Source organism: Mucilaginibacter lappiensis (genome assembly GCF_050433765.1).
GTDB lineage: Bacteria > Bacteroidota > Bacteroidia > Sphingobacteriales > Sphingobacteriaceae > Mucilaginibacter > Mucilaginibacter lappiensis_A.
Genome location: NZ_JBNPWP010000001.1, coordinates 1,191,624 through 1,202,958, shown reverse-complemented (window position 1 = coordinate 1,202,958; position 11,335 = coordinate 1,191,624). Strand labels below are relative to the sequence as shown.

The 11,335-nt window shown below is 43.7% G+C and carries 15 protein-coding genes; 8 read left to right on the top strand and 7 right to left on the bottom strand.

The genetic code is table 11. The features are described from left to right. Positions 1-7 precede the first annotated feature (7 nt). The 3 genes from M2273_RS04685 to M2273_RS04675 all read right to left on the bottom strand — a co-directional run bounded on the left by M2273_RS04685 (position 8) and on the right by M2273_RS04675 (position 3,311). Positions 8-1,126 (bottom strand): efflux RND transporter periplasmic adaptor subunit, encoded by a 1,119-nt coding sequence (locus tag M2273_RS04685; RefSeq protein ID WP_429393608.1) that lies wholly within the window; start codon positions 1,124-1,126, stop codon positions 8-10. A gap of 137 nt (positions 1,127-1,263) precedes the next feature. Beyond that, a complete protein-coding gene (locus M2273_RS04680; protein ID WP_429393606.1) occupies positions 1,264-2,631 on the bottom strand; it encodes an ATP-binding protein in 1,368 nt (455 codons plus the stop codon). Continuing rightward, positions 2,628-3,311 carry a response regulator transcription factor gene (locus tag M2273_RS04675; RefSeq protein ID WP_429393603.1) on the bottom strand — a complete coding sequence of 228 codons (684 nt, stop codon included), beginning with the start codon at positions 3,309-3,311 and terminating at the stop codon, positions 2,628-2,630. Before M2273_RS04675 ends, M2273_RS04680 begins: the two co-directional genes overlap by 4 nt. Before the next feature lie 258 nt (positions 3,312-3,569). Between M2273_RS04675 and M2273_RS04670 the strand changes: the two genes are divergently transcribed. The 4 genes from M2273_RS04670 to M2273_RS04655 all read left to right on the top strand — a co-directional run bounded on the left by M2273_RS04670 (position 3,570) and on the right by M2273_RS04655 (position 4,628). Continuing rightward, the gene (locus tag M2273_RS04670; RefSeq protein ID WP_429393601.1) at positions 3,570-3,785 is read left to right on the top strand and encodes a hypothetical protein; all 216 of its coding nucleotides are present in this window, start codon (positions 3,570-3,572) and stop codon (positions 3,783-3,785) included. Positions 3,786-3,866: 81 nt separating this feature from the next. Next, positions 3,867-4,172: a PRC-barrel domain-containing protein gene (locus tag M2273_RS04665; protein ID WP_429393599.1), complete on the top strand. Its 306-nt coding sequence runs from the start codon at positions 3,867-3,869 to the stop codon at positions 4,170-4,172. A 60-nt stretch (positions 4,173-4,232) separates the two neighbouring features. Further along, the gene (locus M2273_RS04660) at positions 4,233-4,475 is read left to right on the top strand and encodes a hypothetical protein (RefSeq protein ID WP_429393596.1); all 243 of its coding nucleotides are present in this window, start codon (positions 4,233-4,235) and stop codon (positions 4,473-4,475) included. Positions 4,476-4,484: 9 nt separating this feature from the next. Further along, positions 4,485-4,628, top strand: a complete 144-nt coding sequence (locus M2273_RS04655) for a hypothetical protein (RefSeq protein ID WP_429393593.1) — start codon at positions 4,485-4,487, stop codon at positions 4,626-4,628. Positions 4,629-4,743: 115 nt separating this feature from the next. On the opposite strand, the gene M2273_RS04650 is transcribed toward M2273_RS04655, so the two are convergent. From M2273_RS04650 to M2273_RS04640, 3 genes are all read right to left on the bottom strand, one after another. Beyond that, positions 4,744-5,313, bottom strand: a complete 570-nt coding sequence (locus tag M2273_RS04650) for a CDP-alcohol phosphatidyltransferase family protein (protein ID WP_429393591.1) — start codon at positions 5,311-5,313, stop codon at positions 4,744-4,746. Positions 5,314-5,318: 5 nt separating this feature from the next. Next, positions 5,319-6,338 carry a metal-dependent hydrolase gene (locus tag M2273_RS04645; protein ID WP_429393589.1) on the bottom strand — a complete coding sequence of 340 codons (1,020 nt, stop codon included), beginning with the start codon at positions 6,336-6,338 and terminating at the stop codon, positions 5,319-5,321. Between the two features lie 119 nt (positions 6,339-6,457). Continuing rightward, positions 6,458-6,631, bottom strand: a complete 174-nt coding sequence (locus tag M2273_RS04640) for a hypothetical protein (RefSeq protein ID WP_429393585.1) — start codon at positions 6,629-6,631, stop codon at positions 6,458-6,460. 30 nt (positions 6,632-6,661) lie between these two features. Between M2273_RS04640 and M2273_RS04635 the strand changes: the two genes are divergently transcribed. Then, positions 6,662-6,949 carry a hypothetical protein gene (locus tag M2273_RS04635; RefSeq protein ID WP_429393583.1) on the top strand — a complete coding sequence of 96 codons (288 nt, stop codon included), beginning with the start codon at positions 6,662-6,664 and terminating at the stop codon, positions 6,947-6,949. On the opposite strand, the gene M2273_RS04630 is transcribed toward M2273_RS04635, so the two are convergent. Further along, on the bottom strand, positions 6,933-7,361 hold the full coding sequence (locus M2273_RS04630) for an Arm DNA-binding domain-containing protein (RefSeq protein ID WP_429393581.1): 429 nt from the start codon (positions 7,359-7,361) through the stop codon (positions 6,933-6,935). The two genes, M2273_RS04635 and M2273_RS04630, sit on opposite strands and share 17 nt — an antisense overlap. 118 nt (positions 7,362-7,479) lie before the next feature. On the opposite strand from M2273_RS04630, the gene M2273_RS04625 reads away from it, so the two are divergent. The 3 genes from M2273_RS04625 to M2273_RS04615 all read left to right on the top strand — a co-directional run bounded on the left by M2273_RS04625 (position 7,480) and on the right by M2273_RS04615 (position 11,232). Next, positions 7,480-8,628: an acyltransferase family protein gene (locus tag M2273_RS04625; RefSeq protein ID WP_429393578.1), complete on the top strand. Its 1,149-nt coding sequence runs from the start codon at positions 7,480-7,482 to the stop codon at positions 8,626-8,628. Between the two features lie 180 nt (positions 8,629-8,808). Then, a complete protein-coding gene (locus M2273_RS04620; RefSeq protein ID WP_429393575.1) occupies positions 8,809-9,000 on the top strand; it encodes a hypothetical protein in 192 nt (63 codons plus the stop codon). Between the two features lie 42 nt (positions 9,001-9,042). Further along, complete coding sequence (locus M2273_RS04615; protein WP_429393572.1) at positions 9,043-11,232, top strand: FtsX-like permease family protein; 2,190 nt, start codon at positions 9,043-9,045, stop codon at positions 11,230-11,232. Positions 11,233-11,335: the final 103 nt, after the last annotated feature.

Here is an 11,335-nt window from a genome sequence, read left to right as displayed (position 1 = left end):
TATATTTTTATTTGGCATCCAGCAGGTAAAAGCCACCAGAGGTCAGGATCCGGTCGCCTGGTTTTAAGCCTGATTTAATGACCACCTGGTCGTGATCGGTATTCGCTGTTTCAATTTTCCGCTTTACATATTTTCCCGGTGCCGGTTCTGTAAATACAAAGCTCTCATCGTTCATTTGCAGTACGGCGGTCGTCGGGATCAGGATAACCTGGGAAGGGGCATTGTCAAAATCTACGGTAACATACATTCCCGGCTTTAGGGTCCGGTCGGCATTGTTACACTCGATCAGTACCTGTACACTGCGCGTGTCTTCATCCACCATGTCATTTACATGATAAACTTTCCCTTTGACCTGTTTTTCCGGTAAGGCAGCGATCTGGATAGAACATTCATCCAGCTCATGAATAAAGCGGATGTCTTTTTCCTTGATCTGCCCCGCTACCCAAACTTTGGATAGCTCGGCTACAGTTGCCACGCTGGTCGCATCATTTTTGATGAATTGGCCAAGCACCACATTGTTTTCGATCACCTGCCCGGCAATGGGCGAACGCACCACCAGTGGCTGGCCCAGAACCAGATGATCAGGATCGGCCTTAAATATTTTAATACCGATCACCGCGTTTTCATATTCCTTTTTTTCTACTTCATAAGCGCTCTTGGCTTCTTCCATATCTTTTTGCGTACCCACACCATGCGCTGTTAGGTCCTGTTGCCTCTTCAGGGTTTTTTCTGCCAGCTGCAGCTGCAATTTCTCCTGGAAAAAGATCTTTTGCGCGGTGATAAAATCGGGGGAGCTGACCTCAAACAAAGGTGTTTCCGGGGTGGTACGCATCCCCAGTTTTAAATAGGATTTGGTGATCCGGCCTGAAAATGGCGGCGCAATCTCCGCATATTGGGTCGGGATGGCTTTTACCGTACCCGCTGTTAACAACTGTAAACGGTAAGATTGCTCTTTAACCACGTCTTTTTTTAACTTGTCCGCCAGTTTGGAGTTTGGTGTTACCTGGATCGTATCGCCGGATAAAGTATAATCGCTTGTTTCTTTAGCGGCTTCCGGTTGATGGCAGGCTGCCATGATGAGTATACAGCCAGTAAACCCTATAGGGAAGAACAGATTTTTTTTCATAACGACCTTGCTTTTAATCAATACATAGTTACTGCCTGAGACAGCGATTATTTACGGTGCAAAGGTAGATGCCCGTTTTAGCAAGGACCGTTAGAGGACTATTAGAAAAAAATTAGAAATTCATTAGAGCGGATTCACTAAACATGGGATAGTTCAATAGTAAACACAGTGCCTTCGTCAATCATGGAACTGACGCCTATTGACCCTTTATGCAATTCGATGATCTTTTTGGTTAATGATAATCCAATCCCATTGCCACCGGCAAACTGTTTGTTGGCACCCCGGTAAAACGATTCAAAGATGTGCGGGAGTTCGGTTTCATTTATACCTAAACCCTGATCGATGAAACGTAGAATAGTTTTATCATTACTGTAATTGATAGATACTGTAGCTTCGTTTGCGTTGGAAAATTTGCAACCATTTTCCATCAGGTTTTTAAAGGCTACCCGCAACAAATATTCGTTGCCTAAAACAGAAATAAAATCATCATTCTCTATTTCCTGCTCAAAGCTGATATCGATCTTGTAACCTGGCCTGTCATGTAAGGCATCACTTCGGGCATCTAGAATAACTTCATCTAAACGCAATTCTTTAAAGGAAATCTCTGTGCGGTCATAGTTTGCTTTGGCCAGGTCGAGCAGGCTATTGGATAGGCGTACCAGTTTCTGCACATCACTGATCGCATGATGTATGGATGCTTTATAGGATTCGTTACTCCTTTCTTTTTCTACCGCAACCTGCAATTCAGTGAGCATTGCCGTAAGCGGGGTACGCAGTTCATGCGAAATATTGGATACAAACTCCTTTTGCGCGTCAAAAGATTTTTCCAGACGGTCCAGCATTTCATTAAAAGTAACCGCCAGTTCGCTGATCTCATCTTTTTCTTTTCCGGTATCGATACGCAGGTCCAAATTGGTAGCGGTAATTTCCTCTACCTTGTCCACCATATCAGAGACTGGTTTTAGAGCTTTGCTCGAAAAGACATGACCTGCTATATAGATCAGGAATACCGCTACAAAAAACGAAATGATCAAGGTATATTTCAGATTGCGAAGTTTTACATAGCCTCCCTGGTCATTGGCTATCGCTGTGATCACATAATCCTGGTCATGGTGATGGTAAAAAATACCTACAACCTGCATCTCCCCCTGGTAAAACCGAATCTCCTTTTTTTGGACAATCTCATCGATCATCCGTCGGGTTTCCTTTACCTGGTCGATATCCACCGCATCATGATATAATAGATTAAAGGAGGTATCATAAATGGCTACTTCTTCCTTAAACAAGGAGTTTTCAGCGTTCCGGTAGATCAGCTGCAAGACCGAAGGAGCCACTTTGGCATCCAGCAAAAGGTTCGCTTTATTAATGGCGGTGTGGCGTAGCGAACTGTAATACTCATTCTCTCTGTTTTTAGAAAAGGAAAAATAGACCACCAATGCAAAGGCCAATAATAAGGCCGCGATGATGGAGGTAAACAGCAAAGTGAGTTTATTACGTATGGTCATGACTCCTCCTGAAAAATAAACCCTAAACCGGATTTAGTGTGGATGAGCTTACTGCCAAAGTCTTTGTCGATTTTTTTTCGCAGGTAATTGATATAGACATCAATAAAGTTTGTTCCCGTATCAAAATGGGTATCCCATACTTTTTCCGCAATTTCGGCCCTGGATAAAACCCGTTCGCTGTTTTGCATCATATATTCCAACAGTTTCAGCTCTTTAGGGGTAAGACTTATAGTTTTACCCAACCGGGTAACTGTTTTGGTTTGGTTGTTTAATTCCAGGTCGGCGTATTTTAAAATGTTAGATTGCATCATCTGGTTTCCGCTTTTACGGTTCGTTACTGCCCTAATACGCACCAGCAGCTCTCGAAAATCAAACGGCTTTACCAGATAGTCATCAGCCCCGGCATCAAAGCCCTCTACCTTGTCATCGGTCGTTCCTAACGCCGTAAGTAGGATAACAGGCAGATCGGGCTTGCCCCGACGGATTTCGCGACATACTTCGATCCCATTCAGGCCGGGTAAAATAATATCACTGATCACCAGATCATAATCATTTTGAAGGGCCAGCTTTTTACCGGTTATACCATCATAGGCGATAGTGGTGAGGTACCCCCGTTCTTCCAACCCTTGCTGTACCAGCGTGGCGATGCGGACTTCATCTTCTATGATCAGTATTTTCATGATTAATCTTTAACCACCTGCAAATTAAGACAATTAATTATTTGCAATAAGAGTGGACCATTAAATATAAAATATTTAATGCTTGCATCCAGTTACTGTAAAATGAAAAATGAGTCCTGGGGCAACTTCTGGACGTTTTTCTTCCTGTTGTTTTTTGTTTCCTTAAGCGCAGGTGAGTGGGCAGCGCCGGCAGGCCCTGTCGTATAGGGATATTATTGGGCGCCTCCTGGCTTGATTGCGGCGATTATATTCGCGCTGTTGATCGCAGCCGTGACGCCTGCATCTCCTGTCCCTTGCAAATGGAATAATGGTAATATCAGAAAAAACACAACTACTGAAAAAATCCAGGAAGAAGAGGAAACGGCGGTAATAACTGTTGCGGCAATCGGTATCTTCTTTTGGGTATTGATGATTATATTAATTATTGCGGCTGTTGCAGGTTTTATTTTTAAACTGGATAACCGGCTGGTATAAACTATAATTATCGCTTTAAAGCGGGAATCCATATAAAAAGTATATAAAAGGGAGATTAAATGCAGACTATTAAAGGGAGGGATGATGAGACGTAACGTGAAAAATTTGGCTGGCTTCAGTATGGGTGCAACCGATGGTGAGTTTGGTAAAGTGGATGAATTTTATTTTGATGACGAAACCTGGACCATACGTTACCTTATTGTAAAAACAGGCGGCTGGCTGTTTGGTCTTAAAGTGCTTATATCCCCAACGGCTCTAAAAGAACCGGACTGGGAAAGCAAAATTTTTCAGGTAAACCTTACCAAAGAACAAATTAAAAACAGTCCGGATATAGATACAGAAAGAACCATTTCCCGCCAGCAGGAAATTGAACTTTACAGTCATTGATGGCTGGCCATATTATGGTCCTGTCGGCGTTGGATTTTATGGCGGCATGGGTTTTCGGGTATGGCTGAATCAAGGATACCGTTTGAAGAAAGGATATTGGCGGCATCTGACCAAAAAGAACCGGTTGATCCACACTTGCGGAGTACAAGTGAAGTTACGGGTTACCGGATCCATGCTACGAATGGTGAAATAGGGGACGTAGCGGACTTTATAGTTGATGATCAATTCTGGAATGTACATTTCCTCGTAGTGGATACAGGACATTGGTTTCCGGGAAAGAAAGTCCTGATCAGTCCCAAGTAGATCAATAAGGTGAAATGGGAAGAATCTTCGGTTGATGTCAATATCACGGTAAACGCCGTAAAGAACAGTCCGGAATATGATCCGTCAATGCCACTGCCGGAAACCTATGAAAATGAATTTTACCGTTATTATAGAGGGTTTGATAATAGTTAAATTTAACAGATATAGGGCGTTATTCGGGTTATAACGCAAAGAATTGATTGATGCCAAAGCGAAAGAATTTATGGTACTGTTTGTTTTTCCTGGTTGGGCGTGGTTTGCACAGGCATTAATTTTCGCTTTTTTTTAGCCAGTATAAGCCTTTTACATTGGTCCGGTAATCGGAGAGCAGGAGGGTCAATAGGATTTCTTCGATCAGATCTATTCCGGTGAGGATAATGGTGAGATAGAACAACCAATAAAAGGGCGAAAAAAAGAAAAAAGTGATCAGGAAAATTCCCTGGAATACCGCGGCAATTTTAGCTATATAGGTATGATAACTGGTCATCCTGCGATACTTGATGAAAGCCAAAGTGTTTTGCGAAAGATAAAGTACAAGTAAAATTATAATTGGTATGATCTCCATTAAAAGAAATTCGGAATTTTTAATGAACATGCCAATTATAGCGGCAATAATATTTAAGTCATCAGCAATAGAGTCTATCCTCGCCCCAAATGCACTTATAATTTTATACCGGCGTGCAAAATATCCATCTATGGCGTCAGTAAAAAAACTGAGCGCAAGCAGCCATTTAAATGTGTTGAATTGATGTGTAACTGCCAGATAAATAAGAAATGGTACGGCTATCATCCGGTAGAGGGTAATGCCGTTTATAATATAATAGCTATTTTTAGTCATATGCTTCATGGTGTATTGCCTGCTATCCGTCTGATGTAAGCTTCCAGGGAGCTTTTGTTCCATCCAGCCAGTCTGCCCTTCTGTAATAACACCGTTTGGTTACCACTGGCATTTAGCGGATAGCTCAACACAAATGGGGCATTGGGCATCCGCCAGCCTTGTACCTGCCCAAATCTTAACACATTTAAATACAGAGAACTGCCAGTTTGTGAAAGGGTATAATACGGGTCGGCAAAGGTGATTAAATGCTGTAGAACTCTTTTATCCCCGATCTTAACATTCAAGGAATCATTTTTAAGATGCTTTTCATACCGGACCGATTGCTGCGGATCATCCCATACGGAACTGTAACCCGTATAATAACCACCATCGACGGCCACGACAAGGTACCACAGCATACAATTGAATGGCGCCGGCGTAGTAAAATAGCCGGCTGGGTTCATTTGCTGTGACTTAAAAGAATGATTGATCTTACCGTTAACATAAACTTTATTGATAGCTGCAAAGCCTGTATAGCAGCCAGAAATGATGAGCATGGCCCAGGCCCATTTTTTTCGGTGCGGATACAAGGTACATTTAAAAATTAAGACGAGGCTTCCAACCAGCAATCCGGCCGTAAGCAGTGGATCGACCACATATAACAAATTGATGGAAAAACGCTGGTGACGGAAAGGCTCCAAAAGGCCTGTGCCATAGCTGTTACAGGTATCAATCAGGTCATGAAGCGTGAACTGGAAGCAAAAGAAAAAGAGGAGTGCGGTATACGATAAACCTGCCTGGTTATAGATTTTATGCACCGTGAATGCCAGAAATATTCCTGCAATCAACGCAAATAGAAAGGAATGCGTTAGACCACGATGGATCAGCAGGGATTGGTCTGCAGGTAAAAATAAGGCAGGAAGGGTATCTATATCGGGCAACACCTGAGCCGATGCACCCCAGATCAGGCCCTTTTTGCCCAGCTTTTTGGTCAATAAAACTTCGGTGGAGCAAGCGCCTAAAGCCAGGTGGGTGATTATATCCATGTTTCATCAATATCGCCAACTATAATAAGTGCGCTCCTTATTAAATGTTTGATTCATAGGAATTATTCTCCAAACTATTCTGGATTTTTCCAACTTTACCAAGCGCTTGTTAAAAGCGATCACACCACTTTGATCACGATCTTGCTGCGGCGGCAGGGTTTTGTGTTCAGTTCTTCCGCCTGTCTGGCTTCTTCCGGGCCCAGCATTGCCGATATGACCGGGCTGATTTTGTTTAAATTACAAAGCGCCTGATTGCATGTTTTTTTTATTTTTGAAACCTTCCTGGCCTGCATCTGTTTTCAATTCACTTAATAAACATGCCAATGAAAAGCTTTGAGATACCCGTTGGCCAAAGCCAGCACTTACTGAAATTCGAACCGCAGGAAAAAGCGAACAGCTTTAAAATATACGCCGTAGACCGGGCGGAGGACTGGATCGACCGGGAACAAGCTCGTTCGGTGGACATTCCCGCGGATGGGCTTTTGGGTACGATCACCATCTACAGCAAAACTCATTTTGACTTTGACGGTGTCGGCGCCTTTACGGGACAGGACCTGCAAAGTATCGCTGCCCAAATCATAGGGCACCCGCAATTCAAGGTAGGAATATAAATAGCTGGACGGAACGGGACAATAAAACCGGCCGCTGCGACAAATATGGAAACGATCTCAAATATTTCTGTGAGGTTTTATAATGACTGAGTGTGTTGGGGGAAAGCTGGTGGACCGCAGTTTTATTGTGGTACTCGAAAAGATGACTTAAGGTGTGCTCGACTTCTTCCGTACGTAAAAAGGTGTTTTTTATAGCCTCCGCGGTTATCGGCAGCTTTTTAAGTTGCAATTCCCCGTAGCACTCGCCAAATCCCCGCCTGATATCCCAGGAAGGGGGCTCTATATACTGCTTCAGTCCGAGGTGAATAATCTCCCTGTTGACGGTAATGCGCGCGTAAATAGGCACCTTTCCCTCTTTTAATTTGTCCGGTCTGATCAGGAATTGCAGGCCGAAAGTGTTTACTGTTCTCATATCCTTTGTGATTAATTGATAATTGAGGGATTTTGAAAATCTTTCATTGTAGTAATAACTGTGTTAACAATCCGATTAAAATACAACCTATTCAATTTTTACTTATTTTACCCGGGCAATGACCCAAACCACAGTTTATCTCAAATCAAAAAGCCATTATGAGATCCTCGACGGATTACGTGGCGTAGCCTCTATCTTGGTAGTTATATTTCATGTATTTGAAACTTACTCCGGCGATCGTTTTCACCAGATAATTAATCACGGCTATTTGGCGGTCGATTTCTTTTTCTTATTATCGGGCTTTGTGGTAGCTTATGCATATGATGACCGCTGGGGCAAAATGACCCAGTGGGATTTTTACAAACGCCGCCTTATCCGTTTGCAGCCTATGGTAATTGTAGGCACCATAATTGGCGCATTGCTTTTTTACTTCCAGGCCGGGGCATCGATGCCGCTCGTTGCTGCAACGCCTGTTTGGAAGCTGCTGGTGGCGATGGTGGTTGGCTTTACCATGATTCCGCTGCTTCCCTCAATGGATATCCGCGGCTGGCAGGAAACGCACCCATTGAACGGCGCCGCATGGTCGCTTTTGTACGAATACATTGCCAATATTCTGTATGCGGTGCTGATTCGCCGTTTCTCTAAAACGATGCTTACCATATTTGTCATATTATCGGCCTGTTTACTCGTTAATTTTTTAGTATGGGGACCGCAAGGTGACGTTATTGGCGGCTGGTCTATTGATAAAACGCAGGTTAATATTGGCTTTACACGTTTGCTTTATCCGTTTTTCGCGGGAGTATTGTTGATGCGTATGCGCAAACTGATACATATTAAAGGAGCGTTTGCAGTTTGCAGTTTACTTATTATTGTTTTTTTATCCGTCCCCAGGATTGGGGGCGTCACGCATTTGTGGATGAACGGTATATATGAATCATTTGTTATCATCGTTATTTTCCCGCTTATTGTAGCTATTGGTGCGGGAGGGAGTTTAATCAGCAAAAGTTCCATCAAGGTTTGCAGATTTCTCGGGGCCATATCGTACCCGCTTTATATCACCCATTATCCGCTGATGTATCTGCATATTGCATGGGTAAACAATAATAAGGTACCAATGGCCCAGGGCCTTTTGGGTGGCTTTGGATTGATAATTATTGCAATAGCCATAGCATGGGTGAGCCTGAGGTTTTACGATGAGCCCCTTCGCGAATGGCTTAAAAAGCGTTTCCTGATGAAAAAGGTGGTTAGCCAAAATGCATTAAAATAACAAAGGCCACGCTTTCGGGTGGCCTTCTTTCAGGTAGCCGACATCGTATACGTACATCATCTGTTCATTTTCGAACGTTTATTAAAGTAAAAAGCATATAATGTATTGATTTTAAATACTTTAACTGCGCGGCATATTTGTTGGGAAAATAAATCATTCGTACACCTAATCACCATTGCCATGTTCAAAAACTTTTTAAAGGTCGCTTTTAGAAACGTATCGCGGTATAAGGGCTTTTCATTGATCAATATTGCAGGTTTAACGCTGGGTATGGCTGCGTGCCTGCTGATAGGCTTATTTGTGCAGGATGAATACAGCTATGATAAATTTATGCCGGGGGGCGACAGCGTGTACCGGATATACAACCATTAAACCGACAATAACGAGGAAGCAGACCGCGCAGTTGCGCCGCCTGTGTTTGCGACAACACTGAAGCAGGAGTACCCGGAGATTGAGGCGGTGACGCGGGTAATGGCGTTGCCGCAAGTAAAAAGGCTTTTCGCGGCGGGGAACCACAAGTTTTATGAATCGAGCGGCCTTTTAGTCGATTCCACATTTTTCAGCGTATTCCCCCTCTCATTTACGCATGGGGTATCCGTCGGATCACTTGACGACCGTTCATCCATCGTATTATCGGAGGAAATGGCCGAACGTTTTTTTGGCAAACAAGATCCGGTTGGTAAACAGATAACATTGGATCAGCAGCCTCTCCTGGTGAAAGGGGTTTTTCAAAAAAATGCCAAATTCCACCTCCAGTTTAATTACCTCATCCCTATTTCGGCGGCCCAGTTACCGGCACAGCGTATGCAAAGCTGGGTTTGGCAGCAGTTCTATAATTATGCCAAATTAAAAAATGGTACAGACGTACCCGCATTACAGGCAAAATTTCAGAAGCTGGTAAAAGAACGGTCGGCGCCGTTTATGAACAGTAAACACGGCGGCAATAAGCCGGTTTTTCAGCGCCTGGCTGACATTCATTTATACGCAGCTAATTTCAAATTCGACATCCCCGGCCACGGCAATATTACCTATGTGCGGGCTTTAACCATCATTGCCATTTTCATCTTGCTTATTGCCTGTTTAAATTTTGTAAACCTTGCTACGGCAAAGTCGATGCAACGGGCAAAAGAAGTGGGGGTGCGCAAAAGCATTGGCGCGGCCCGGCAACAAATTGTGCTTCAATTTATTGGCGAAACCGTTTTACTCAGTTATATCAGTATCGTGTTCTCGGCTATGCTGGTGAAGATGTTGCTGCCCTGGCTCAACCAGTTTACAGGCAAGCATATCTCCATAAACCTGATGACAGACCCTGGCATATTGGCCCTGTTGCTTTTACTCGGCCTGGTTACCGGTGTTTTTGCGGGCTTTTACCCGGCGCTGGTTTTGTCGGCATTTAAACCGGTAAAAGTATTAAAGGGCAGTATCTGTTCGGACGTGCCCGGAAGAGCGGGCCGGCTCAGGAATACGTTGGTGATAACACAATTCACTTTATCGATATTATTGATGATTAGCGCGATTGTCGTTTTTAAACAAGTATCGTATTTGCACCACAAGGACCTTGGATTTAACAAGGATGAGATCATGTTCTTTCCGATGCGCGGAGATAATATGTCTAAAAACCAGGAAACTTTTAAAAATAGTTTATTGCATGTACCTGGTGTTTCATCCGTTTCTATCGGCTATGGCTTCCCCGGTGATGCAGTTGCAGGCGACGAAATAAAATCCATGCAAAATGGTAAATGGACGCAGCAGTCGGCCACGCAACTGATGGTCGACTATGATTATATAAAAACGTTGGATCTTAAAATTATTGCCGGGCGCGGGTTCGATAAAGCCATGCAAACAGATAAGGATCATGCATTCGTCATCAATGAAACCGCGGTAAGGGAATTAGGGTTCGGATCCCCCGAAAAAGCTATCGGGCAAAAGCTTGCATGGAACCCCTGGGGCGCCAGCAAACCCGATTCATTAAAAATGGGAGAGGTGATCGGTGTCGTAAAAGATTTTCATTACAAAAGCCTGTATGATAAAGTTGAAACTGCCGTATTGCAGATATTCCCTGACGCAGCCTGGAAGGTAGCCGTTAAAATAAACACGGCGGGTATGGAGAACACGCTTCAGGGTGTTGGGAAGGTATGGAACACATTTTCGCCCGAATATCCTATTGAGTACAATTTTTTGGACGAAAGTTTTGAGCAGATGTACTATACAGAAGATAAGCTGAAATCGCTGATGTGGATATTTACCGGTGTGGCCCTGTTTGTGGGATGTCTTGGTTTGTTTGGTTTGGCCGCATACACTGCCGAGCGAAGGAAAAAGGAAATAGGCATAAGAAAAGTACTGGGCGCCTCTACGCAGAGCATCGTGCTGCTGTTGTCCAAAAACTTTGTTCTGCTGGTGGTCATATCATTGATAATTGCGTCACCCGTGGCGTGGTTTTTCATGCACAACTGGCTGCAAAACTTTGCTTACCGTATTGATATCAGCTGGTGGATATTTGCCTTGGCTACCCTGGTAGCGCTTATTATAGCCTTTGCCACAGTAAGTTTCCAGGCCATAAAGGCTGCGTTACTAAACCCGGTAAAGAGCCTTCGCTCAGAGTGAGCTTCGCTTGCGGTGTAGCTTCAGCGTAGGAGCGCGGCTTTCGAAGAGTTTTGCAGGAACTTCAATCAACGAATGATAAATCTCCCTGTAACGGTACCGCTAT

Bases quoted from the DNA above. Each gene is read 5' to 3' on its own strand.
- M2273_RS04625 (WP_429393578.1), top strand. From the start codon at position 7,480: ATGACCCAAACCACAGTTTATCTCAAATCAAAAAGCCATTATGAGATC.
- M2273_RS04680 (WP_429393606.1), bottom strand. From the start codon at position 2,631: ATGACCATACGTAATAAACTCACTTTGCTGTTTACCTCCATCATCGCG.
- M2273_RS04660 (WP_429393596.1), top strand. From the start codon at position 4,233: ATGGCTGAATCAAGGATACCGTTTGAAGAAAGGATATTGGCGGCATCT.
- M2273_RS04645 (WP_429393589.1), bottom strand. From the start codon at position 6,338: ATGGATATAATCACCCACCTGGCTTTAGGCGCTTGCTCCACCGAAGTT.
- M2273_RS04635 (WP_429393583.1), top strand. From the start codon at position 6,662: ATGAAAAGCTTTGAGATACCCGTTGGCCAAAGCCAGCACTTACTGAAA.
- M2273_RS04650 (WP_429393591.1), bottom strand. From the start codon at position 5,313: ATGACTAAAAATAGCTATTATATTATAAACGGCATTACCCTCTACCGG.
- M2273_RS04665 (WP_429393599.1), top strand. From the start codon at position 3,867: ATGATGAGACGTAACGTGAAAAATTTGGCTGGCTTCAGTATGGGTGCA.
- M2273_RS04620 (WP_429393575.1), top strand. From the start codon at position 8,809: ATGTTCAAAAACTTTTTAAAGGTCGCTTTTAGAAACGTATCGCGGTAT.
- M2273_RS04685 (WP_429393608.1), bottom strand. From the start codon at position 1,126: ATGAAAAAAAATCTGTTCTTCCCTATAGGGTTTACTGGCTGTATACTC.
- M2273_RS04640 (WP_429393585.1), bottom strand. From the start codon at position 6,631: ATGCAGGCCAGGAAGGTTTCAAAAATAAAAAAAACATGCAATCAGGCG.
- M2273_RS04630 (WP_429393581.1), bottom strand. From the start codon at position 7,361: ATGAGAACAGTAAACACTTTCGGCCTGCAATTCCTGATCAGACCGGAC.
- M2273_RS04675 (WP_429393603.1), bottom strand. From the start codon at position 3,311: ATGAAAATACTGATCATAGAAGATGAAGTCCGCATCGCCACGCTGGTA.